Here is a 21,903-nt window from a genome sequence, read left to right as displayed (position 1 = left end):
GATTAACGGTTTGGTAAGAGGCCCGTCGGTGTTGGTAGCACCTGCGGGCTTCGCTGTTTTTAAAGCTTGTTTGCTAAAGCAATGGTATATACCATCTATGATAACAATATATGAGTGGTATATACCAATGCAAGAGAAAAAAACTAAGCGCGATTTTGATCGCTCTAGCAGCACAGCCAAAAACATTCGGTTCGAAGATGACCTTTTGGAGCAAATCGATACTGCCGCAGGTCCTGGTAAGTTCAGCTCTTGGGTTAAAGAAGCATGCCGAGAAAAACTAGAGCGCCAGGGCATCGAACCCAAAGGCTGACCACGACTGGAAACCCCAGCGAGTGCATACACGCCGGAGACCACATCAAACTCATCCCGCCAGAAGCATGTGAAGGTTTGCTGAATCAGCATGGGTAACCTCACACGGTCTGCGTACGACGCGTGGACGCCAGATAAGCGTCCAGGTCTGACTGAAAATAGATAACTTTGCGGCCAATTTTGTAATGCGGGATCTGCACCTTTCCGGTGCTTGCCCAGTTGGCGAGGGTCTGCGGTGTAATCCCCAGATAGAGAGCCGCCTCTGAGCGGGTCAGACGGCAGGTTATTTTCGGGCTGACAGGGTGTTGCATGATTATCACCATCGCTAGCAGTTAAAAACCGATGGTGAATATCTATTGTCGGATAGGCCGGGGGTAGTCTCACAGCGCGCTGTGATCGGATCATAACGCGCTATAAGGGGATCATAACGCGCTATGAGGGTATGATCAGACGAAAAGGAGGACACGGCCGGACGACAGAAACTGGCCCCAGCTTCTCCTCCTTAATCCAGCGCGCCAGCGTCTCTTCACTGACCTGTCCCTTCAGGTGGGTATACACCTTTTTGATCATGGCATTTTTAGGGGTGTGCGGATAATGGCGCCAGGTTTCTGACATTATCGCGATCACCTCATCTGCATGTTTATTACGCCTTCCTGATGCATTCCTGCTGTTATGCCCGCAGTACACTTCCCGACGAAACTCTTCAGACTCACGCAGCTTATTCATGGCGATATCCACAAACGACGCGGTATCGGTCTGTCCCAGCATGTCGAAAGACTTCAGGGCAGGAAGGAGTGAAGTGGCTGTGTGGTAATGCTGCTCAAGCAGAAGCAGCAGATAAGATTTGAGAAGGGCCAGCCGGGCGCGGTCAAAGTTGTTTTTCACAAGGTCCGCACACCAGAGCGGATCTGAAATTTCGGTGATATACGCCCTGCGGTCTGCATCACTGAAGGACAATACCAGGTAAAACATGTTGATGTACGCTGTCACTGGCTCTGCCATGGCCAGTTCTTCCAGCTTTTTTGTCATTTCCGCTTTGATATCATCAATCATTTCCTGACCTCATTGGCCTTTTCCGAGAGTGAGAAAAGCAGTCTTCGCTTCTCATCATCACTGAGGTGTTCCAGCGCTTCTTTCAGTCGGGCATCCAGGCCATCGGGCCTATCTGCTCTCCCGCTGTAGCTCAGGATGGCATGCTCAATTTTTGCTGCAGGCGCCTGCAGCTCATCCGCGCCAAAGTGCAGATACCCCTGCGTGACATCGGCACTGCGCAGCGTCCGGTGGTTCATCAGCCGCTTCAGGATATAGCTCCCCACCCCGGCCAGCTCAGCCACTGTGCCGTAAGTTCGCCTCGCGTCATGCCACTTGAACGGGATGGGCTGCAGGTTGTCCGGGTTGGGATCAGGAACCGTTGACCGACTGATGCGCCCGGTGACATGGCGGTATTCTTTGATGGTGGTCTTTATGCCCGGGAAGACCAGAGGATGCTCCCCACGGCGGGCCGCAGCGCGTCGGCGGAATAACGCCAGTAATGTGCGGGTGATGGGCAGTTCAAGCGGATCGCCGTTTTTTGTCGTATCTATCCAGAAGTAGCGGCCGCCCAGGTTAACGCAGGACCAGGCGAGACCAAATATTTCGGACTTACGCAGGCCCGTAAACGTGGCCATCTCCACGGCATCACATATGGTCGCAGCAAAGTCATCACGTTCCAGTTCTGCCTGCCCCCTCACCTTCTCTATCGCAGATAACCAGCGGCCAAGATCATGGGTACGGATGCGGTCGCTTTTCCTGACCGTGCCATGCCATTTCCGCTTGGTGCTGAGCACCAGTGTGGGCGGATCGGGAAGCAGGGTTCGCCCTTCCTCATCCCGGTAGTGATCGTGTGCGAAACGGTAAACCGCCCTGAGTGCGCGGGCCCATAAATCCGCCTGTGCATGGCTACCCTGCCCTGTACCCCGTCGCAGGGAACGCTTGTCCGCACCATACCAGACCGTGCCATGCGTGATGGCTTTATGACGGGCTTCAACGCGATCGCGGGTGATGTAAGCCAGAGGCTGTGAGAGCCAGTCCCCCGAATAATTGCCCAGAATGCTCCGGTACTGTTTTGCGGTGGCCGGCTTCAGGCGATGCTCGCGGCTGAGAATATAGGTGTCCAGGGCGTCCTGCAGGGTGACGGCTGCCCGTTCATGCGTACGTTTCTGAATATTGGGGTTCTGACCGCTGAGGGCCATGTTGCCCATGACTTCCAGTGCTTTCGCCCGGGCATTCTCCACCGACAGCGCAGGAAAACGCCCCAGCGTTGCCCGGAAAAACTTGCCGTTTTTCTTGCGGGATACACAGAAACTTTTAATGCCGCTGACGCCGACCCGGATCCGTAGCCCGTTTACTACCGTGTCGCCATACTCCACCTGTCCCCTGGCAGCAGGAGGCAGCTCTTCCAGCCTGGTTTTCGTGAATTTGAACGTTTCCATTCAATCTCCTCGACCATACGATCAGGGTATCCTGCGAATCGCATGGTCCAGCTAGGATACCTATAGGATTCCCCGAGAGCGTATTTGGAATGATTTCTGGTTATTTATACAGCGGTCATTATATTGGGAAGGTACTGAAAAGCATAGAGAGGTAATTTGACGTAAGTTATTGATTTTGCACTCATAATCGCATGGTCGCTGGTTCAAACCCAGAAGGAACCGCCAAATTTAAGCTGCTAAAACAACAGATCAGAGCCACCTTTTAAGGGTGGATTTTTTGTTGGAGATGATAGGATACAGACGATCAGGCATGAATAAAAATAGGTATAGAATATACGAAATGCACAGGGTTTTAAAAAACGCTACCTGCTTGTTTTACTTTTTCCTGTCTTGCTATGGGCAGCGTTTAAAACTGCCCATTTCTCCCTGCTCGAACAACCTCTACTATAAACCATTCCCGTTACCTCTCAGGTAAGCCTCTATATCACCGAAGCCAGTGCAGGCGCCACGACCAGTTTTTCTTACCGCTTCTATTGATACGATGCCCACAAAGATGCCCATGCTTTTATGGCGAGCCTGAAAGATAGCAACCAACCCTTTATGATCACATCGGACCGTTACGCGCTACAGAAAGTCGATGATGGCGCGATCTATTTATCCGTAAAAGGCACCGTTTATCGCTTCACTAATACGCCTGCCTGCCGCGTCGGCAATAACATCTACTCGGTGCCCGTTTACCTCACTGCAACGCCGTACTGAACATCAGCTTTCAACCGGCCTGCATCTTCAAAGCGTTCTCTTATTCATCGGATTGGCATTCATCCTCAACAGGCTCTCAATGTCCGCAGGCTACGCATTCAGTAGTTCACTTCCGAAGCAATTAGGATTAATCTCACCCCTTACTTTTTTTGATAAGGAATTCTTAATGAAAATACTTTTTGGGGCTGCCCTTTTACTCGCTTCATCTGCTGCTAACGCAGGTTTCGTCCACCCGCTGGACTTTGATGGCTCAGAGGGCCAGAAGAAGGAAGTGATCAGCTACATTCAGAAGCGCGTGAAAGCGGATTATTGCGACGGTCAGCTAGATATGTGCCAGCCGACCACCTTACGCATGATGGAAAAGCAGAACCTGACTGCATTTAAAAAACTCACAAAAGTGAGCGACAGGACCGTATTAGATCGCGTCATCAAAGATTACTGTCAGGGAACTCTGGATATGTGCACCTACACAACGCTTGAAATGATGTACAAACAGAACGCCAAAGCCACCAAACAAGAACTTAGCTGGTAATAAACACAAACCACCTTCTCAGGTGGTTTGTGTTAGCCAGAGTTTTATCGGTAATAGTTATTGCTAACGCGGCAAGCTCCCTGCCCCCCATACACTTATCGCCAGAACTCCAAGAGGCGGCGCTGCCGCCATAAAAAAACCCGCTTACGCGGGCTTTGCTTTTCAAACGCCTAAACGCTCAGGCACGAACCTCAGGCTGCTTCTTTCCTGTCGCCACCTTCTCAATTTTACCCGGCGTCACGATCATGCCGGTCACGCTCTCGTGCGTCTTAAAGGTGCAGCTGCAGTTGATGTTCTGGCACTGGTTGTAGCGCTCTTTGGTCTCGTTAGAGATGTAACGGCTACTGCGCGTGTGGGCAGCGCTCTGACACAGCGGACAATGCATCATTTGTGAGTTCCTCAGTAGTTGACGCGCTCATTATCGCCCTAATAACTCACAAAATGCAAATTAATTAACTATTAGTTAGTTAATTCTCTCATATTCCACATCCGTGATGTCGTTTTCCAGCTCCAGCGTGGTGGTAAAACCGTTGTTAACGGTCAGATTGTGCGTCACCTTGCTGATCACCCAGGCGCTGGCATCTATCACCGCTTTAAAGCCGCTGACCCTGACCGGAGTTTCTGGATAGAGATCCGCGCGCCCGCTCGCCAGCTGAAAGGTAAACTGAGCCGCGCCGCGTTGAATCTCGTTCCACTTCGCCTGCGCTGCCTGCATCGCCGCCTCTTCGCTGCTAAAAACGTCCGGCAACACCAGCAGGCTCTCTTTCGCGCCGGAAAGATAATCTCCTTCCTGCTTACCCGTTAACTGCGGCGCGCTTTGCGCATCAGGATGGGCAACCGCAGCATCGTTCGTGGCCTTTGCCTTGCGCTGCATCTGCACCACATGCGTTTTCGCCTCTTTTGTTGAGAGCCATCGCGCCTGCACGCCGCTATAAGTGGTGCGATCGGCAACAGTAAAATTGTGTTTATCGCCATCCTGGCGCATCAGCGTCACCGTGGGTATCGCGCTGCCGCTGGCTAACTGGCCGCTGCCAGGCCGCAAAAAAAGCAGCCGCCCCGCTTTGATAACCGCGACCGCGCCATAGCGTTGCGCCAGGCGAGTGACAAAGCTGGGATCGGTTTCGTGGGTCTGATCGATATGATCGATCTTGATCCCGGCGAACCCTTCCGCCATCTGCAAAATCAATCCGCAGCGCTGGGCTATCTGCGTCACGATGCTGCCAAGCGTGGCGTCGTGATAAGAGAGAGAGCGCGCCTTGCCCAGCTCACCGCGAAAATCGACGCTGCGCGCCACAATGGTCAGCACATCGGGCGCGCCGCCGTGGCTCACCTGATCAACCGTAAAGTCGCCCTTGTTGTGCAGCTGGCCCACCCAGCCCAGGAACAGCGACACGACCGTGCCGCGCTGCGGCAGCTGCAGCAGGCCGTCGCTGTCGTCCAGAGCAAGGTTAAGCGTATCCGCTTCGAAGCCGCGATTATCGGTAAGCGTCAGTGAGATCAGCCGATCGCGCAGATTGGGCGTCACATCCTTGCTGCCGATCCACAGCATAAAATCGGGCGCCGGCCGGCTGCCCGCCTTAATCGCCATCGCGCTGAGTTCGCTCACAGTGAGAAGCCTCCCGCCGCAATGCCTGAAGAGAGATTGCCTGCCGCCGCTTCCGCCTTCGCCCACAGCGCGCTGCCCTGCGCTTTCAGGTCGCCGAACATCGAGACCAGCGACTCGTCGACGCGCAGCAGGTCGAGGGTGAAGGCAATCACGCGCGCGCTGCCGTCGGCGTAGAAGTCGCTGTGCGTCGTCTTAAAGCTCTCGATGACATACATGCCGTAGATAGTGCCGTCACCGCCGATCAGCGGCCAGGCGCGCCCTTCGTCAGCCAGCAGCTGAAACGCCTGCGCCTTAACCGGACCGCCGGTCAGCTCGGGGCGCAGCTCGCCGCTCAGAGAGATTTTGTCGCTGTCTTTGCCGGTAAACTGCGCTGCGGGGCGCATGCCGACGCGGCTGTTGCTGACCCAGTTCCAGCCGCTGCTGTGTATCAGCTGGTTATAGGGCAGCGTCTGCCGCATAAAGGGCAGCATGCCGTAGATCATCATCATGGATAGAATCCTCCTGTCATGGCGCTGCGCTGCCGGTTTTGCTGCTCAAACTGCTGTTGATCCAAATGCTGCTGCACAACCCGTCCAATCTCATGAGCATCCATGCCGGCTGGCGCATTCACCGTGATATTGCTGGTGTAGGCGTTCTGCTGCGTCATGCTGCCTGCGGCGGGCACCATCGCTGGCCGGTAGCTCGGGCCGCTGGTCAGCAGGTTACCTTGCAGCCCGCTGGCGGCGGGCGCGGCGTCGTTCTCGGCGGCTGTCGCATCTGGCGGCAGATCCGCCTTCAGCGCTTTGCTTTTACTGCTGGCGATGCCGAGCTTGTTCAGCACCCAGTCGATGCCGCTGGTGAGCTGGTCCAGCGCGTGGCCGGGGATCTTTAGCGCCTCGGCGAGCATATTGCCGAAGCTTTTCCCCATATCGCCGGCGGCAGCCAGCTGCTCCTGCGTCGCTTTCACCGGCTCCAGCAGCTGGGTAAAGCCGTTCCATACCAACTTAATCTTGTCCGTCACCCAGGCGAACACCGGCTGCAGCGGCGCGAAGGCGTCGCCGATCGGCCCCATCGCGGCGGAAAACCCCTGCGCGACGCCGCTGATAAAGGCGCTGATGGGCTCCCAGTACTGGCGGATCAGCAGCGCGCCGCCGACGATGGCCGCAACGATAGCGACCACCGGCAAGGTGATGGCACCGATGGCGGTGACGATAGCGCCGCCCACCACGGTGAACAGGCCGCCGAGGATCTCGACCCCGGCCATAATGGCGCCGACGCCGCTGACCACCGGCCAGACCGCCATGCCGATAGCGCCCAGCGCGCCGACAAAGGTCAGCGCCACCGCCGCCGCCGTGGCGATGCCGCTCGCCAGCGTCGGGTTATCCTGCAGCCACAGGTCGATGGTCTGCAGGAACTGCGTCGCCTCCTGCGTCAGCGTGCGCAGCGGGCCTTCAAGTGGTGCAAAAAGGTCAACGCCAATAGCCGCCTTCGAGGCGTCCAGCTTTTGCAGATCCCCGCCGAGGCTGTCCTGCTGCGCCTGCGCCATGCGCGTCGTGCCGCCGTCGGCGTGTTGTACTGAGGTGGTGAGCGTTTCCAGTTCGCCGCTGGCGGCGCCTTGCGTCAGCAGCGAGGCTGACGAAGCCGCCTTCGCGCCGACGATGCTCTTCAGCGCGTCCGCCTGCTGCGCCGCGTCCATCCCCTTACTGGCGAACGCGGCCTGGATATCTTTCAGCAGCGGCAGGATCTGCCGCGCGTCGCCGTTTTCGTCGCGAGTGGACACGCCAAGCGCGGCGATAGCGCCCTCGCCGTCGCGCGTCTGCAGCCGCGTCAGGATCGCGCCCACCTCTTCGCCCGCCGCCGCGCCGGTAATGTGATTTTGCGCCAGCAGCCCCAGCATGGCAGAGGTCTGCTCAACGCCGACGCCGGCGCTTTTCGCCACCGGCGCGACGCTGCTCAGCGCGCTGCTCAGATCTTCAAACTTCATGCCGGTCTGGTCGAGGGTGGCGTTAAGCACATCGCCAAGGTGGGCGATATCGCCGCTGTCGAGGCCGAACGCGCTTTTCGCGTCCATCAGCAGACCGGCGTTATCCCCCGCCGAGTGGCTATTGACCTGCGCCATGTTCAGCGCCACCGGCGTCGCGGAGGCGATATCATCGATCGAGCCGCCCGCCTGGGCGATATCGAGCTGGGTCTGTGCCACCGCGTGCGCCGGAATGCCAGTCTGCACGCTAAGGCTGCGCGCCTGTTTATCCAGCGCGACGGCCTGCGGCGAGCCTTTCTGCAGGCCGGTTTTGGCCTGCAAGGCGGCATCGGCGCGCGCCAGCTCGTAGCCGGGACGCAGCAGCGCGGCGCCGGCGGTGAAGCCCGTTTTCGCCAGGCCGAGCGCTGCTGCGCCGCCGCTGCGGATCTGGCCCGCCAGCGCCTGCCCTTTACGGTAGCGTTCCGCCGTCTGGTTCTGGCGCTCCTGCTGCTGGTTCAGCCGCTGAAGCTGCTGCTGTTGACCGTTAAGGTGCTGGCTGGCCTGCGCCGCGGCCGCTTTCAGCCGCAGCTGTTCGCTGCTCAGGCTGCGCGTGGAGATGCCCGCGTCGTTCAGGCTCGCGCGCTGCTGCTGCACGGCCAGACGCAGGCTCTGCGCCTGGCTTTGCAGCGCGGCGGTATGCTGACGCGCCTTTTCCAGCGCGCGGCTCTGCTGCTCCGCAGGTTGACTGCTGGCGCGCATTGCCAGCGCCAGCGCCGCTGTTTCCGCCTTCGCCTGTTTAAGCTGCTGCTGCGTGTCGCTCAGCTGGCGGCTGGCGGCGCGAAAGCCGTCGATTTTCGCCGACTGCGCCTGCAGCGCCGCCAGGCTCTGTTGCGTATCGGCAATCGAACTGGCGACGTTTTGCGTTTCGTTCTGGAGGCTCTGTAGCGGGCGCAGCGCCTGATTAACCGCCTTCAGCAGCGCCTGCAGTTTGAGGTCTTCACTCATCCGTATTTGCTCCGCTGCGGATCAGGGCTTTATGCCGCCAGTCGAGCAGCTCGGCCAGCGGCAGATCGTTCATTTCAGAAAGGGGCCAGTGAAAAATGGCGGCGATATCAGCCATCAGATCGTTGACCGTCAGTCCGCCAGGCCAGTCGACGCTGCCGACTTCGCTTGCAAAAAACCAATCACCTTGCCGCCGAGCGCGATGAGATCTACCGGGTCAAGGCTGTTGCACTCCGCTTTGGTCAGCGCAGGCAGCGTGATGCGCGGCAGCACCGTCAGCAGCGCATCGACGTCGCTTGATGCGAGATCGGCAAGGCGCACGCCGCGCAGCGAACCGGCGCTCGGCCTCATCAGCTCAACCTGCGCGATCGTGGCGTCGCCGCGTTTCAGCGGGGTTTCCAGCTCAACCATATTCTCTTTTTGTTCCATGTTTCTCTCTCATACAGATGAAAAAGCCAGCGCCGGGCGCTGGCGTCAGGGTTAAGCCAGGCCGAGATTTTTACGGCGCTGGGCAAGGCGGTCGTCGCCGTTCACCTTCTCGACCATGTTGACGGTGTCGATCTCGATCAGCTCTTTACCGTTCCAGGTGAGTTTGAAGTAGGTGTTTTTGGTGGTGATTTTGGTTTCGGTATCCTCGCCCTGTTTGGCTTCGCCGAAGTCGAACGCCTGATGACGGCCGCGCACCTCAATCTCCACCGCGATCTCTTCGCCGGTGTCGTCACGCTGGTAGGAGCCGGTGAAGCGCAGCGGTACGGCAGAACCGCCCCACTGCGTCAGCACCAGGTCGTCCATACCGGCGATGGTCCACTCCATATCGAGCGCGTCGTCGTCCAGACCGTTATCGATAAAGGCGGCGCCGTTCATGCCGCCGCCGCGATAGGCGTCCAGCTTGCGCGAGAGTTTCGGCAGGGTGACGGAAGAGACAACGCCCTGATAGCTGTTTGAATCATTGAAAAGGTTCAGCCCTTTCAGTTTGCGGGGTAGTGCCATTTATCCGGCTCCTCAGCTGTTAACGGATGCGGCGAAGTTCGCCAGATAGGTGTCGGTGATGCGCTGGCGCAGCGTCAGATCTTCCAGCGGCGGCACCGGCGTGTAGTCGTAGTCGATAAAGAGTTTGCCCGCCTTCAGGGTCGCGGCGTCGTTCGCGCTTTCGTCGTACCAGGCAGACGCGCCCAGCAGGTAGCCGGCGTTGACCAGCTCGCGGAATTTGGCGTTGATGCCCGCCACGATTTCGCGCACCAGCACCGGCGTCAGCGGTTTGTCATTGGCCCACATGTGCGCTTCGGCCATGGTGTCGGCCAGCACCTGCGCGGTGCGGGTGTAGTTTTCAAACACAAAGAGCGGATCGTCGCTGCAGGTGCGGTTGCCCCAGAAGCGGAAGCCATCTTTGCGGATCAGCGTGGTAACGCAGGCTTCGTTCAGCAGGTCGGCGTCAGTACCGCTCTGCTGCAGATCCCAGAAGACCGATGAGGAGATGCCGGTCACGCCGTTGACGCCGACGTTCGACAGGGTTTTATGCCAGCCGGTGTCGTTGTCGATTTTGGCGCGCAGGCCGAGGGCGCGCGCCGTCGCATAGGCAGTTTCGGCGGCGTTGGTGGCGGTGTTCCAGGCGACAAAGTCGGGCCAGATCACCATCAGCTCGCGCTGGCTGAAGTTTTTGCGGTAGTTCATCGCTTCGCTGATGGTTTTGCAGTTCCAGGCGGAGACATAGGCGAAGGCGCGCAGCTGCTGCGCGATGCCTGCCAGCGCGGTCGCCACTTCCTGCGAATCGAGCCCCGGCACGCCGAGAATGCGCGGCTTAACGTCGAGCTGCGTCTGCGCGGTAAGCAGCGCCTTCATGCCGGTGTACTGGCCGTTTTCATCGGTGGTGCCGATAAGGTTGGAGATCGTTTCCGCGGCGGTCGCCCCTTCGGCGACACGAACCACGACGGTAACCGGTTTCGACTGGTCGGCAATCGCCTGCAGCGACGCCGACAGCGTGCCTTTGCTGCCGGCTTTGGCGATAGCGGCCTGCACGTTGGTCAGCAGCACCGGGGTGTTGAGCGGAAAAGCCGCGGCGTCTGCGTCGTCTGCGGTACAGACCAGGCCGACTACGGCGGTGGATACGGTAGAAATGGTGCGCGTGCCGTCATTAATTTCGACAACGCGTACACCGTGATGATAATCAGACATCTGATGCACTCCGTGTTGAGGGTGCGCTCAGATTGTCAGGTCAGGTGAGAGAAATCATGCGGTTAGAGTTTACTGAAGGATGAGCGGACAGCGGCCTCTCGCAGGAAGGTTCACAGCACTTTTTTAGCGGTCGCCATGACGTTCAGGAGGTCGTTGCCGACTGGCCTTCAAGCGCCCTGGCTGGAAAGTATTTATAGAGGGTCGATAGCGCCACGTTATAAATGATCGCCAGCTGCTGGCGGCTATGTCCCTTAGCCAGCAGCCGGCTAATTTGCTCAACCTCATCCGGGCTTAGCGCTTTGGGCCGTCCGCCAAGTCGTCCTTTCGCTCTGGCCGCAGCCAGCCCGGCCAGGGTGCGCTCAACGATGAGTTCGCGCTCCATTTCAGCCAGCGCCGACATAACGTGAAAAAAGAAGCGCCCCATCGCGCTACTGGTATCGATGCTGTCGGTTAGCGAGCGAAAGTGCGCGCCGCGATCGTGTAGCTCGGATATCAGCGCGATCAAATTTTTCACACTGCGCCCAAGCCGGTCCAGCTTCCAGACGACCAGCGTATCGCCTTTGCGGATGCATTTAAGCGCCTGTTTGAGGCCAGGACGAGTTGCCGTCTTCCCGCTGATACGATCTTCAAAAATACGGTCACAATTCGCGCTTAAGAGCGCATCGCGCTGTAAGTCGCAGTTCTGGTCAATTGTTGATACGCGAATATAACCAATCACGGCCATACGTTTTTCTCTTAAGCTTGTCTGGGGCGGATTTTGGCGGATTTTGCCATGCGAGATGGGTTTATCAAAAACCTTGGTATTAGCGAAAAGTTTTCTGGCCGCTTCCTTAACCGGCAGATATTCATCACGCCAGGGGCCGTCAGCTATAAGCCGTCGCCTGGAACGAAGCGTATCAAAATCATTCTGACAGGCGGTGGCGGCAGAGGCTATGGCTACCTTGGCTGGGGCAATGGATTTCATTCGCGTGGCGCAGGCGGTGGGGCAGGCGGGACTACAATCGCCTGGCTGACAATTGATGAAGGCAAAACTTATGCAGGCGTTGTTGGCCAGGGAGCGGATGAGACGTCAGACTCATCAAGCAGTTCCTTTGATGGGCGATTAACCGCAGGCAACGGTGTTTCTGCGAATGGCAATGCGGGCGGCGGTGGCGGCAACGCGGTTGGCGGCGATTTAAATATTCGCGGTGGTGACGGCAGCGACGCGCCCGGTATTGTCAGCGATTCCTCTAATCCTTACTTCGGAGGCTCTGGCGATGGTGGCGCAAGTTACTGGGGCGGCGGTGCCCGCAGCGGTGAAGGGTCAAATTCAAATCGTGCGCCAAGGTTTGGTGCAGGCGGTGGTGGTAATACTCGAACCGATCCTTATGTTGGGGCTTTTGGCGCGCACGGAGTCATCTACATTGAGGAGTTTAGTTAATGAAAACTTATGCCCGAATTGAGGAACAGCGCGTTGTTGAAATGGTCTCACTCAGCGTTGATCCTTCTGCTATTTATCATCCTTCTCTAGAATGGATTGATATTACACTATTATCATCGCCGCCTGAAGTTGGTTACATTTTTAATAACAATGTGTTCACTGCACCTGTTATTGAATCTGAAAACGCTGGGTTGATTGCTGATATCACCTTCAATTTCTTGATGGAAGAAGCAACTAAAATTATTGCTCCTTTACAGGATGCTGTCGATCTCAACATGGCAAATGAAGAAGAAGTTGCACGGCTTGCTAAATGGAAAAAATACAGAGTGCTTCTCAATCGAGTCAATATGAAAAGTGCGCCAGATATAGAATGGCCAGACAAGCCTGAATAATTAATAAGTCGCACCTGAATTATATTCAGGTGCGGCTGCTTCAAGAGCCGCCTAAATAGAATGGGAGGCACGCTATCATGTGACGAAGTTTGCTTATTAAACAGCTACTACTGGCCATTTTATATCTGGCGCAGTGATGGTATCTGTTTTTTGTAGCGCTTTAATATAGGATAACCAGCTTATCAAAGTTGCTTTATCCTCATTTTCGATAATACCTAACTGCAGCTCAGTCTGCCAGATACTGATCTTTGCCTGCGCTTCTGCCAATAAGGATGCCTTTTTACGCTCTGCGGACTTAACTTGTTCAGCGTTTAGTTCCTCAGTATCTGTTACCCACTTTGTCCCGTCCCATTTATCGAAAACGGTAGCAGGCTTTGACGTGGTTGTTCCAGCTGGATAATCACCTGGCTCAGTAACTTCTATCTCAGCACCATCCGCAATCGCGTATACCGTTTCCCCCCGATGATCGGCGATGGCCTGCCATTTACCTTCACGAAAAACAGCCACATTATTTTTCTTAACAACTAGCGGCGCCACAATAGTTGAATTAGCCGGCACACCTAAGCCCTGCGGAAAATATTCTTCAGCGCTATTGATATACTCGCCAGTTTTTGCATCATAATTGTAAATAGTTATCATGCCGGCTGTATCTGCAAGACCATTTTTATCCAGAGTGATATTTATCATTATGCTGCTCTCACTATATAGTTAAATGCGATATTTCTCGGGCGAGTCTCGACTCCCCCTGTCTTTTCCATATAAATATATGTATGGCATCGGTTCCCTGTCATATTTGTCACATCGACGCTTTCGCTATTTTGGTCTGTATAAGCAATGATGTTCGCTGTAGGCGTACCATACTCATTCACAAAACGATGATTGTGCGATCTGAGTTCATCAGCCTGAAATGATAAAAGGCTTCGTCCGCTGTCTACCCCGCGCCCATCATCCCAGCCACGAATAAACTCGCCACGCAGATCGGGAAGCTTCAGTGACGGATATGCCTTGGCCAGCAACGGATAAGTCGCGGCATTAAACGCGGCGCCGTTGCACTTCAGCCAGCCTGTGGGCGGCGTAGCGGACGGCCAGGGAATAGGCACGCCCACCGGCAGCGCCGAGCCTTCTCCTAAACCAAGGTTTTGTAGAACATCCGCCACCTTCCCCGCACTCTTCACCTCCGCCAGCGCGTTCGCGATCTGCAGATACTGCTTATGCGGGTTCGCCGCCGCAACGTGGTCAGCGATGCCCTTATCCGCATACTGCTTCGCCTCGATAATGTTGTCATCCACATACTGGCGCGTCGCCAGCACCACCGACGGGTCGATCTTCAGCGTCACTGACGCGGCGCTGTTGACGATGATAATCATGCGCACCGTCTGCGTGCGGCCGCTGCCCTCCTGCAGCTGCGGCTTATAGGTCTCGGCGCAGTTAGCGACGGCAATCATCACGCCGTCGGCGTCAAACAGGCCGATTTCGCGGATCCAGAAGCCGCCTTCGTTCTCGGGAATAATCTGCTCGGCGATAATCTGGCTGCTGTTGGCCGCATCGACGCTTAATGAATTCAGCGCCGCGCGGCGTTTCTCGCCGATAAGCTTCGTCTGCGAGGCATCCGGCGTCGGCAGCGCGCCGCCGCCGTCGCCTACCGCCATGTCAGTGATCTGCAGCTTAGTGCCGAGCGCCGTGGCGTTCGCCAGCTTGGCCGCGCCCTGATTGGTCAGCAGGGCATAATATTTCGTTGTCATGTGCGCACTTCCGTCAGGTCAATTAAATGTACCGCTGAGCCGGTGTAGCCAGGCCCGTTCACGGTGATGATTTCAGGGGTGTAGGGATAAACCGTTAGCTCGTCGCCGCTGTAGCTGGCGGCCGCTACCGGCAGCGTTCCGCTCGAATCGAGATTGATCGAAAGGCCGATCAGATGCCGACTGCACGGCTTCGCATCGGCGATCAGCCGCTCCAGCTCGTTGTACATCTCCTCGGTTATGCCGGTATCGAGCACGCCGACGTCGAGGCGAAACGTGCCCGGCGCGTCGCCGGTTTTCCACCACTCGATAATGCGGATCAGATAGCCGAGCGGCTCGACGATGCGCCGCAGCGAACCGATGGTGCCTTTATGCCGGTGCACATACTCCGAGGCGGCGACGACGTTGCGTTTGGTCGCCTCGTTCCACCCGGCGTCCCAGCGGTCGACCGACCAGGCCCAGGCGAGATAAGGCAGCAGCGCCACCGGGCAGGTCTGCGCGTTCCATAGCTGGCGCAGCGGCACCGGCATCGCCTCGATATCGGCGCACGCCCGGGCGGCGGCGACCTCGAGCGGCGAGGAGCCGGTTGGCAGCAGCCGATCACTCATCGGAACCTCCTACCGTGATGCTGTAGCCGCTGCAGTACGCAGCCTGGGTTTTATCCAGCACCACATCGGCCGTCGGCTGCGCCAGCTCGACGCGCTGCACGCCTTCCACATGCAGCGCGGCGTAAAGCGCCGACTGGCGGATATCGCGTCCCAGCCGCGACTGGGCGTTGATAAAGGCGAGCAGCTTCGCTTCGGCGGCGGCGCGGATAGGCTCCGCTTCCGGGCCAGGATAGAGAAACAGCGTCGCGTCGACGCGGTAGCTGACGATAGCGGCCGCCTGCACCCGAACGCGATCGGCCACCGGACGCACATCTTCGTCGTTGAGCGCGTTGGCCACGATGGTCAGCAGATCGGCAGGCGCGGTGCCGTCGCCTTCGCGGCTCAGCACGGTGATCACCACCTCCGCCGGCGCCGGACTGGTGGCGGAAACGTCCGCTATGCGTCCATCGGCGCTTTTGGCGTGATACTCGTAGGCGCCGCTCGGCCCCGCCACGCTCAGCCCTTCGAACGCGGCGGCGATGCGCATACGGAAGTTGTCGTCGCTCTCCATCACCGCCGCGGTCGGCGGCAGCGTGCTGTTGTCCGCCGCTCTAAGCGTCAGTCGGGTCACGCCGTTGTTGGCGCCCAGCTGGTCGAGATCGGCGCCGGTCGCCCAGGCGACCATATTGGCTTTCGCCGCCTCGTTGATGCGCTGGCGCAGGATCAGCTCGCGATAGGCGTTCTCCTGCAGCAGCTTCACCAGCGGCTCCGACTCCAGCGCCAGCGTGCGGGTTATCGCCGGCTGCTGCTCGGCCGGATAGAGGGAAATCAGCGTCGCCTTACGCTCGGCCAGCAGGGTTTCATAATCCAGCGCCTCCACCACGTCGGGCGCAGGCAGCTGGCTCAGGTCAATGGTTGCCATAGGTTCAGCTCACGGGAATGGTCAGGGAAAATGCTTGCGCCGTATCGCTGCGGCTGCCGGTAAGCTCTACCGTCATGCCGCCGTCATACGACGCCTCATAGCTGATAGCGCTCAGCTGAATGCGCGGCTCCCACTGCAACAGCGCCATATAGCAGGCGGACATGATCTGCAGGCGCAGCGCCGGGTTTTGCGGCTGGTCGATCAGCGCCGAGAGCAGCGAGCCGTAGCGGCGACGCATGACTCTGGAGCCGAGCGGCGTGGTCAAAATATCGCGCACCGACTGGCGGATATGCTCCAGCTCCGCCAGCGCCGCGCCGCTGTCGCGGCTCATACCGATATATCTTTCGGCCATCACTGCGGTCCTCCAGAAAGATCGCCGCCCGACTTCACGCCGCCATGCTGATGGGCGTCCACCACGATGCCGTTAGAGCTCAGGCTGCCGCCGCTGTGGGTCACGTTGCCCTGCAGCGTGCCGCCGCCGGTCACCTCCAGCGTGGCGGTTTTCAGCTTTGCGCTGCACTCCACCAGCGGCGCGTCGAGCAGGATGCTGGTCGCCGCCTGCAGGCGAGCGGTCTGAATGCCGCTCGCCCTGAGCGCGCCGTTCTGCGGCTCATACTCGATAACCGCGCCGTCGGGAAACGCCCAGTGCAGCGCATCAGCCGAGGCGGAAGGCGCAGGATGGCTGTCGGAGAAAATACCCGGCAGGATAAAGCCGGTATTCAGCTCGCCGCCCAGGCTCAGCACCAGCACCTGCTCGCCGATTGACGGCGCGCTCCAGGCGCGAGAGCGTCCGGCGCGGGCGCTGAGCCACGGCAGCCAGCCGGTTTCATTGTCGCCGCTGCGTACGCGGCAGCGCCCGCTTTGCGGATCCACCGCCGAGACGGTGCCGATGCGGATAAGGTTGCGCAGCAGGCGCAGGATTTCGCTGATATGTTCGTTCATGTCGCTAGTGTTACCTCCGGTGCATGCGGCCAGCAACGCGACGCCGACCGCTGAGAGATGACAGAACAGCTTTAGCGCTGCCACTCGCTGACCAGCGCGCCGTGCACCCAGAGCTGCAGCGGCGCGTCGTCATTAGCGGGCGGCGTCGGCTCGCCGGGAAAGGTGACCTGCAGCGCGCTATCCTGCTGCGTGACCAGCACGCGCTCGGTCAGCTGCAGGCCGATGCGGAGCGCGCCGGCGGCGTCGACGGCGAAGGTAAAATCGCTGCGTCGCTTCTCGGCGTTGCCCATCATCTCCGGCTGGTTATCCCGCAGCCAGGCGAGCAGCGGCACGATAACGGCCTCGATATCCTGCTGCAGGTCGACGAGGGTTAATTCCAGCCGGTAGCGATACTCAAAGGAGAGCGACGGCGCGCTGGTCGCCACCACCGTTCCGGCGGCGATCGCCATGATCAGCCGCTCCGGGTTTTGCTGTAGCAGCGGCACGCTGCGGCTCAGCGCCGCGCGTAGCTGTTGAGGTTTCTGCATCCTGTTGCTCCTGACACGCTTTAATGGTTTCAATCTGCAGCCCGCAAGACGCGAGCGCAGCCTCTAGCTGACGGTTATCTGCCGCCAGATCGCCCTGCGTCTGCAGGCTGTTGCCCGGCACTGGACAGCTGTTCACGCGCGGACAGCCAGCCCAGATAATCGTGGGCGTTGTCGAAGGCGGGACGGCTGTGCAGCCCGATAAGATCGTCAGGCAGAGCGGCAGCAGACCACTCGCGTAACGCCTGGTTTGCATCGGTTTCCCTCGCTATTTGCACTTCGCGGTTAAGGGCGAGACGACTGGCCTGACTCTGCTGCTGACGCAGCGCCGCCTCGCGTTTGCTGTTCGCCTGCGCCTCCTGATTGAGGCGGGCGATGGTCCGATCGCGGCTGGCGAGATCGGCGGAGAGCGCGGCGCTGGCGCGCTGCGCCTCGCGTAACTGCGCACCGACCTGCGCGCCGCGCCAGCCGGTGAAGGCGAGCGCCAGCAGCAGCGCCGCCAGCAGCGCAAGACACAGGCGCATCATGGGACGCCTCGCAGGCACCAGGCGCGCTCCCGCTCGCGCCGCTGCGTCAGCCCGGCGCTTTTCACGCCGTTGACGTAGATCCAGCGCGGCAGCTGGTCGCACGCCGCGCGCCAGCGCTGCTGATTGAGATAGCTGGCCAGGGTCGAGCGGCAGGCGGCGCCGGCGCCGACGTTGAAGGCGAAGCTCGCCAGCGCGTCCCAGACCGGCTGCGGCATCGCCACCGGCACGCAGAGAGAGAGCTGGCGTTCGACACGTATCAGGTCGTCGACCAGATTGACCGCCGCCTGGCGCTCGCTGACAGCGCTCTGCGGCGTCACCCCTGCGGTATGGCCGATGCCGTTGGTCCAGACGCCGGCGCTGCACTGATAGGGCGAAGTGCGGCAGCCCTCCGCGTCGGCCAGCAGCTGCAAACCGCCGGAGGAGATTTTCAGGGTCTGAAAATGCGGCAGCAGCGCGGCGATCGCCAGCACGGCGACCACGGCGCAGCGCTTCGCGGTCTGGCTCACGACAGCCTCCCTGCGCGCCGGCGCTGAAGCTCATAGGTTTTGCGGCGGTAGTGCCAGTTGATGAAAAAGGTCGCTACGTTGACGATCAGGGTAATGATCGCCACGCCGGAGCCGACCAGAAAAGCGATATCCTGAATGGTGTGGCGGCCGAGCCACATCAGAAACAGGCTGACCAGGTAGTTAATCAGCGAGCTGGTTTTCTCCATCTTCAGTCCCACAGATTGACGGTTTCGCCGGTGGCCGCGTCTGGCAGTTCGGGCAGCGTCAGCGCACAGCCGTGCGGCAGGACGGCGCCGCGCTCGGCGAGGCCAGGATTGGCGGCGTAAACCTGCTCGACCGCCTGCTGCGTGCGGCCGTAGTAGCGATAGCAGATCTCATCGACCGTATCGCCCTGGAGCGCGTAGATATTCATGGCGATAGCTCCCCATCGGACCCGCGGACGGGCACGCTAAAATGGTGCGTCACTGTTGTTGTTCCCCGCTGGAGGTGGTGTCGGCAGACCCGGGTTCGGGCCGTTAAGTGCGGCAGCGCTTGCGCGCTATCCGGCATAGCCAGTCTCCTCGCTGCGGGGCGACGGCTCAACGCCGGCCCGCCCGCTGGGATATGGGCAAACAGCCAGATCGCGGCGCAAAAAAAACGGCACCCGAGGGTGCCGTTATTGCTTCCGTTCAGCCGTCGTCAGACGGCGCGAGCGTCAAAGGAAAAGTGTGGGATCTGCCGCTTATTATGCGTCGAGCCATCGCCTCTCATCGCTATACCTGCATTGTTATTTATTGGTGGGTATCGCGGAGAACGAAACGGCAAATTCCTTGTTTTTTATCATCATGTCGCCGGCAATCTCGGCGATCAAAGCGAGGGCCACTTCCCGGTCGCGTTCCCTGCAAACTCCTTCAGTGGTCAGACGTGCAATGAGCTCGACGCGCTCAAGCATTACCTGTTCTTGTAAATCAGTATCCACTTTCCCTCCCCCATTTTATAACTGTATATCTATACAGTAGCACAGCATGCAATCTGATATAAAGAAAATTAAGATCTGAACGACCTGCCTTTAGGCTATTGATATAGAAACTTTTTTGGCGTGATAACCCCTAAGCCAAATTAGTAAAAAAGGCGGAAAAAGCGCGTCAGGGCGGCGTATTTTGGCTGTATAAAGCGCCATCGCCAGCCGGTTTCGCCCTTTTTTTCACTGCCGGATCAGGCCAATGATTTAACCGCGCTAATACGCCTGGCGGGCGCGATATCCGCGTACAGTTAATGACAGAACTCCAAGCTGATGCGTCCTGCTCGAGATTGTCAGCCTCCGCTTTACGCTTCGGCACCAGCTTCCAGTTCACCAGCCGGGTCAGCAGCGGTTTCTCGTCGCCCGCAGCGCTGAGGTAGACACCTTTAATGCGTGTGATCTCTTCGCCCCAGCTGTTGCGCTCTTCGGCCTGTTGATACCAGACGCGCACCGCCAGCGCATCGCGCCGCACGAACGGGCCGCCCTGGGCGTTGACGTAAGCGGCCCAGTCGCCGCTGTCCGCCGCCGCGCGCGCTTCGGCCAGCTCGTCGCTCATTTTGCGCAGCCCCTCGCCGTCGGTGAGACGGCGCAGCTCGCGCCAGACGGTCACCGGCGCGCCGCCGACAAACTGAAACTGACGGATATGCCAGCGACCCGCCCAGGCGGAAACCGCGGCGGCGCAGTCGCGCAGCGGCTCGCCGCTCTCGCTGTCCCGCTCGCCGTCGAGCGCGTAGCCGTCGATGTTTTTGGCGATATATTTCGCGATGTAGCCGGTGGCGCAGCCCTTCTTCGGATCGATGGCGGTGGTGTGAAAGCGCGCCTTGCGCGCTTGTTCGCTGGTCAGCTCTTCGCTCTCCTGCTGGCAGGCGTACTCCGTCAGGATCTGGCGCACCTGCGCGGCCTGTTGGGGGCGCATAAACAGCAGCAGATGCCAGTGCGGCGTGCCGTCATGGTGGGGTTCGGCAACGCGAATGCCGAACAGACGGATCTGCTCGCGGTGTAGTCTGGCGCGCACCTTTTGCCAGAGCTGACAGAGGTAGCGCTGCGTCTCAGCCGGGCTGGCGCCGCGCCATTTCGGGTTGTGCTGGCCGCTGCCGAGCGTGGCGTGATAGCGCGCCGGCGCGGTCAGCGTGCAGAACTCGCCGACGTAACCCATCTCATGACAGATGTTTTCAAAGCCGCGAATACGCGTCATCAGCTCGCAGCGGCGGATAGCCGGGTTGGCGACGCTGCCGTCATGCTTGTCGATCAGGCTGATGCGGTTGCCCTCTTCGTCCTCCAGCTCCATGCTCTGTAAAAAGTCGCGGGTGCGGCGCTTCTGATCGCGCCATTCGGCAATGGTCGCGCGGCTGGCGTAGGGCGAACGCGTTTTGCTGACCTGCGCCAGCGCAATCTGCAGATGCTCGCGCCATTCGGCGGCGATGCGGCGCAGCCGCCCTTTCCACCACGTCTCTCCCTGCATACGCATAATCGCCGGCGTTACCTCTTCCGGCGCGAAGAGGCGCGTGGTGACCTTCTGCCACAGCGGCGGCGTCTGGCCGAATTCGCGGGTCAGGAGCGCGGCGGTCATATAGAGGCTGTGGCTGTAGCGCCAGTCCGATTCGCCGCGATTCTGCGCGTGCAGCTGCACCAGCTCAGCAAAGATAAAGCTGGCGATATCGCCCGCCAGCCGATCGACATCGGCGCGCGCCATATCGGGCAGCTGGTTAAAGCGGCGCATCAGCTCCCACAGCGCGCCTGCCGTCTCTGCCGCGCCTTTTTCCTGTGCGGCGTGGCCGCTCAGCCGCGCGGCCACGCCGCGACGCATTGCGCCGAGCCGATACTGCGCGTTGACCCGCTCCACGCGCGGCAGCAGGCGCTCGACAAAGGTGGTCGTCAAATAAGATGCGGCGCGGGCCGGGCCGCGCTCGCGCGTGAGCTGGCCGTGACGCAGCCTGATAGCGCGCTGCACCAGCGCCGGCTGTTGCTCCAGCGATCTCCACGCCTGCGACAACGCCGCCAGCTCGCGACTGCGCTGCTGCATCGCGGCGTGCGTGGGATATGGCGAGGCGATAGCCTGACGCGGCGCGTTCCACGGCCAGAAGAGACGCTGCATTACCGGCCGCCCTGATAGTGACGGCCGCGCAGCTCGGCGATCTCCTGACAGGCGACGCAGCGGGAGACGCCGCCGATGGCGCGGCGACGCGCCTCGGGGATGGCGCTGTCGCACTCCTCGCAGAAGAAGGCACTGACGCCTTTCGGCCGCTGCGTCACGGCGGCGATATCGAGCGCCAGCTGCTCCGCCTGACGCTGCTGCTCAATGTCCATGCTGTCGACCATTAGCGCAGCTCCTGCGATTCATCGCGGTAGCGCTGCGCTTCATAGCGGAGCAGCTCGGCGGCCTCGACGCCGCTCAGTCCCTGGCGGCCGATATGCGTCGCCATCGCGGCCAGACGATCGGCGACCGCCTGCGCGCGGCCTCTGCGTTCGTCGCAGCGTGCGGCGGTTAGCAGAACGTTCAGCGCGTCGTTGTCGGCGTGAGGATTCGGGTATTTCATCTTATCTCTCCTGAATG

The 21,903-nt window shown here is 59.5% G+C and carries 31 protein-coding genes and 2 pseudogenes; 5 read left to right on the top strand and 28 right to left on the bottom strand.

Features of this window, described 5'->3' with window-relative positions; translation table 11 throughout:
• Positions 1-127 precede the first annotated feature (127 nt).
• Complete coding sequence (locus PVE98_RS02665) at positions 128-310, top strand: YlcI/YnfO family protein (RefSeq protein WP_096072075.1); 183 nt, start codon at positions 128-130, stop codon at positions 308-310.
• 100 nt (positions 311-410) lie between these two features.
• Here PVE98_RS02665 and PVE98_RS02660 read toward each other — a convergent pair whose 3' ends face one another.
• The 3 genes from PVE98_RS02660 to PVE98_RS02650 all read right to left on the bottom strand — a co-directional run bounded on the left by PVE98_RS02660 (position 411) and on the right by PVE98_RS02650 (position 2,780).
• Positions 411-620: a helix-turn-helix domain-containing protein gene (locus PVE98_RS02660; protein WP_227741500.1), complete on the bottom strand. Its 210-nt coding sequence runs from the start codon at positions 618-620 to the stop codon at positions 411-413.
• A gap of 121 nt (positions 621-741) precedes the next feature.
• Positions 742-1,362, bottom strand: a complete 621-nt coding sequence (locus tag PVE98_RS02655) for a hypothetical protein (protein WP_096073843.1) — start codon at positions 1,360-1,362, stop codon at positions 742-744.
• On the bottom strand, positions 1,359-2,780 hold the full coding sequence (locus PVE98_RS02650) for an integrase family protein (protein ID WP_096073844.1): 1,422 nt from the start codon (positions 2,778-2,780) through the stop codon (positions 1,359-1,361). Before PVE98_RS02650 ends, PVE98_RS02655 begins: the two co-directional genes overlap by 4 nt.
• A 600-nt stretch (positions 2,781-3,380) precedes the next feature.
• Between PVE98_RS02650 and PVE98_RS02645 the strand changes: the two genes are divergently transcribed.
• On the top strand, positions 3,381-3,539 hold the full coding sequence (locus PVE98_RS02645; protein ID WP_227741461.1) for a hypothetical protein: 159 nt from the start codon (positions 3,381-3,383) through the stop codon (positions 3,537-3,539).
• Positions 3,540-3,705: 166 nt separating this feature from the next.
• Positions 3,706-4,071: a hypothetical protein gene (locus PVE98_RS02640; RefSeq protein ID WP_096072072.1), complete on the top strand. Its 366-nt coding sequence runs from the start codon at positions 3,706-3,708 to the stop codon at positions 4,069-4,071.
• Positions 4,072-4,249: 178 nt separating this feature from the next.
• On the opposite strand, the gene PVE98_RS02635 is transcribed toward PVE98_RS02640, so the two are convergent.
• The 9 genes from PVE98_RS02635 to PVE98_RS02595 form a co-directional block, all read right to left on the bottom strand.
• The gene (locus tag PVE98_RS02635; protein WP_096072071.1) at positions 4,250-4,459 is read right to left on the bottom strand and encodes an ogr/Delta-like zinc finger family protein; all 210 of its coding nucleotides are present in this window, start codon (positions 4,457-4,459) and stop codon (positions 4,250-4,252) included.
• 75 nt (positions 4,460-4,534) lie between these two features.
• Complete coding sequence (locus PVE98_RS02630) at positions 4,535-5,659, bottom strand: contractile injection system protein, VgrG/Pvc8 family (RefSeq protein WP_096072080.1); 1,125 nt, start codon at positions 5,657-5,659, stop codon at positions 4,535-4,537.
• 14 nt (positions 5,660-5,673) lie between these two features.
• Positions 5,674-6,165 carry a phage tail protein gene (locus tag PVE98_RS02625; protein WP_096072070.1) on the bottom strand — a complete coding sequence of 164 codons (492 nt, stop codon included), beginning with the start codon at positions 6,163-6,165 and terminating at the stop codon, positions 5,674-5,676.
• Complete coding sequence (locus PVE98_RS02620) at positions 6,162-8,621, bottom strand: phage tail tape measure protein (protein ID WP_096072069.1); 2,460 nt, start codon at positions 8,619-8,621, stop codon at positions 6,162-6,164. The genes PVE98_RS02625 and PVE98_RS02620 overlap by 4 nt, the downstream gene beginning before the upstream one ends.
• Positions 8,614-8,736, bottom strand: a complete 123-nt coding sequence (locus tag PVE98_RS02615) for a GpE family phage tail protein (RefSeq protein ID WP_051905658.1) — start codon at positions 8,734-8,736, stop codon at positions 8,614-8,616. The genes PVE98_RS02620 and PVE98_RS02615 overlap by 8 nt, the downstream gene beginning before the upstream one ends.
• A 14-nt stretch (positions 8,737-8,750) precedes the next feature.
• A complete protein-coding gene (locus PVE98_RS02610; protein ID WP_096072068.1) occupies positions 8,751-9,047 on the bottom strand; it encodes a phage tail assembly protein in 297 nt (98 codons plus the stop codon).
• A 51-nt stretch (positions 9,048-9,098) separates the two neighbouring features.
• Positions 9,099-9,608 carry a phage major tail tube protein gene (locus PVE98_RS02605; RefSeq protein WP_048786510.1) on the bottom strand — a complete coding sequence of 170 codons (510 nt, stop codon included), beginning with the start codon at positions 9,606-9,608 and terminating at the stop codon, positions 9,099-9,101.
• Positions 9,609-9,620: 12 nt separating this feature from the next.
• A complete protein-coding gene (locus PVE98_RS02600; protein WP_096072067.1) occupies positions 9,621-10,790 on the bottom strand; it encodes a phage tail sheath protein in 1,170 nt (389 codons plus the stop codon).
• Between the two features lie 142 nt (positions 10,791-10,932).
• A complete protein-coding gene (locus PVE98_RS02595; protein WP_096072066.1) occupies positions 10,933-11,514 on the bottom strand; it encodes a recombinase family protein in 582 nt (193 codons plus the stop codon).
• A 33-nt stretch (positions 11,515-11,547) separates the two neighbouring features.
• Between PVE98_RS02595 and PVE98_RS02590 the strand changes: the two genes are divergently transcribed.
• The gene (locus tag PVE98_RS02590) at positions 11,548-12,210 is read left to right on the top strand and encodes a hypothetical protein (protein ID WP_227741462.1); all 663 of its coding nucleotides are present in this window, start codon (positions 11,548-11,550) and stop codon (positions 12,208-12,210) included.
• The gene (locus PVE98_RS02585) at positions 12,210-12,602 is read left to right on the top strand and encodes a tail fiber assembly protein (RefSeq protein WP_096072063.1); all 393 of its coding nucleotides are present in this window, start codon (positions 12,210-12,212) and stop codon (positions 12,600-12,602) included. Before PVE98_RS02590 ends, PVE98_RS02585 begins: the two co-directional genes overlap by 1 nt.
• Positions 12,603-12,698: 96 nt before the next feature.
• Here PVE98_RS02585 and PVE98_RS02580 read toward each other — a convergent pair whose 3' ends face one another.
• From PVE98_RS02580 to PVE98_RS02505, 16 genes and pseudogenes are all read right to left on the bottom strand, one after another.
• On the bottom strand, positions 12,699-13,289 hold the full coding sequence (locus tag PVE98_RS02580; RefSeq protein ID WP_096072064.1) for a tail fiber assembly protein: 591 nt from the start codon (positions 13,287-13,289) through the stop codon (positions 12,699-12,701).
• Entirely contained in the window at positions 13,289-14,344 is a 1,056-nt protein-coding gene (locus PVE98_RS02575) for a phage tail protein (RefSeq protein ID WP_096072081.1), read from the bottom strand. The genes PVE98_RS02580 and PVE98_RS02575 overlap by 1 nt, the downstream gene beginning before the upstream one ends.
• Positions 14,341-14,949: a phage tail protein I gene (locus tag PVE98_RS02570; protein ID WP_033755085.1), complete on the bottom strand. Its 609-nt coding sequence runs from the start codon at positions 14,947-14,949 to the stop codon at positions 14,341-14,343. The genes PVE98_RS02575 and PVE98_RS02570 overlap by 4 nt, the downstream gene beginning before the upstream one ends.
• Complete coding sequence (locus tag PVE98_RS02565) at positions 14,942-15,850, bottom strand: baseplate J/gp47 family protein (protein WP_096072061.1); 909 nt, start codon at positions 15,848-15,850, stop codon at positions 14,942-14,944. Before PVE98_RS02565 ends, PVE98_RS02570 begins: the two co-directional genes overlap by 8 nt.
• A gap of 4 nt (positions 15,851-15,854) precedes the next feature.
• Positions 15,855-16,202 carry a GPW/gp25 family protein gene (locus PVE98_RS02560; protein WP_096072060.1) on the bottom strand — a complete coding sequence of 116 codons (348 nt, stop codon included), beginning with the start codon at positions 16,200-16,202 and terminating at the stop codon, positions 15,855-15,857.
• Positions 16,202-16,792 (bottom strand): phage baseplate assembly protein V, encoded by a 591-nt coding sequence (locus PVE98_RS02555; protein WP_033755077.1) that lies wholly within the window; start codon positions 16,790-16,792, stop codon positions 16,202-16,204. The genes PVE98_RS02560 and PVE98_RS02555 overlap by 1 nt, the downstream gene beginning before the upstream one ends.
• Before the next feature lie 71 nt (positions 16,793-16,863).
• Positions 16,864-17,319 carry a phage tail protein gene (locus PVE98_RS02550; protein ID WP_096072082.1) on the bottom strand — a complete coding sequence of 152 codons (456 nt, stop codon included), beginning with the start codon at positions 17,317-17,319 and terminating at the stop codon, positions 16,864-16,866.
• Positions 17,258-17,572, bottom strand: a pseudogene (gene lysC / locus PVE98_RS02545) (Rz1-like lysis system protein LysC); the annotation flags it as partial. The gene PVE98_RS02550 and the pseudogene lysC, both read right to left, overlap by 62 nt.
• A pseudogene (locus PVE98_RS02540) lies at positions 17,493-17,840 on the bottom strand (LysB family phage lysis regulatory protein); the annotation flags it as partial. The pseudogenes lysC and PVE98_RS02540, both read right to left, overlap by 80 nt.
• Positions 17,840-18,349 (bottom strand): lysozyme, encoded by a 510-nt coding sequence (locus tag PVE98_RS02535; protein ID WP_096072084.1) that lies wholly within the window; start codon positions 18,347-18,349, stop codon positions 17,840-17,842. The gene PVE98_RS02535 and the pseudogene PVE98_RS02540, both read right to left, overlap by 1 nt.
• The gene (locus PVE98_RS02530; protein ID WP_096072085.1) at positions 18,346-18,555 is read right to left on the bottom strand and encodes an HP1 family phage holin; all 210 of its coding nucleotides are present in this window, start codon (positions 18,553-18,555) and stop codon (positions 18,346-18,348) included. Before PVE98_RS02530 ends, PVE98_RS02535 begins: the two co-directional genes overlap by 4 nt.
• Positions 18,556-18,557: 2 nt before the next feature.
• Positions 18,558-18,761 carry a tail protein X gene (locus PVE98_RS02525; protein WP_048782408.1) on the bottom strand — a complete coding sequence of 68 codons (204 nt, stop codon included), beginning with the start codon at positions 18,759-18,761 and terminating at the stop codon, positions 18,558-18,560.
• A gap of 354 nt (positions 18,762-19,115) precedes the next feature.
• Positions 19,116-19,307 carry a hypothetical protein gene (locus tag PVE98_RS02520; RefSeq protein WP_033755060.1) on the bottom strand — a complete coding sequence of 64 codons (192 nt, stop codon included), beginning with the start codon at positions 19,305-19,307 and terminating at the stop codon, positions 19,116-19,118.
• Between the two features lie 166 nt (positions 19,308-19,473).
• On the bottom strand, positions 19,474-21,444 hold the full coding sequence (locus tag PVE98_RS02515) for a replication endonuclease (protein WP_096072086.1): 1,971 nt from the start codon (positions 21,442-21,444) through the stop codon (positions 19,474-19,476).
• Positions 21,444-21,668 carry a TraR/DksA C4-type zinc finger protein gene (locus PVE98_RS02510; protein ID WP_033755058.1) on the bottom strand — a complete coding sequence of 75 codons (225 nt, stop codon included), beginning with the start codon at positions 21,666-21,668 and terminating at the stop codon, positions 21,444-21,446. The genes PVE98_RS02515 and PVE98_RS02510 overlap by 1 nt, the downstream gene beginning before the upstream one ends.
• A complete protein-coding gene (locus PVE98_RS02505; protein ID WP_096072087.1) occupies positions 21,668-21,886 on the bottom strand; it encodes a DUF2732 family protein in 219 nt (72 codons plus the stop codon). Before PVE98_RS02505 ends, PVE98_RS02510 begins: the two co-directional genes overlap by 1 nt.
• Positions 21,887-21,903 lie beyond the last annotated feature (17 nt).

This window comes from Pantoea sp. GABEPS69 (assembly GCF_045780835.1).
In the GTDB taxonomy this organism is placed as follows: domain Bacteria; phylum Pseudomonadota; class Gammaproteobacteria; order Enterobacterales; family Enterobacteriaceae; genus Pantoea; species Pantoea septica.
This window is presented reverse-complemented; position numbering and strand designations above follow the sequence as displayed.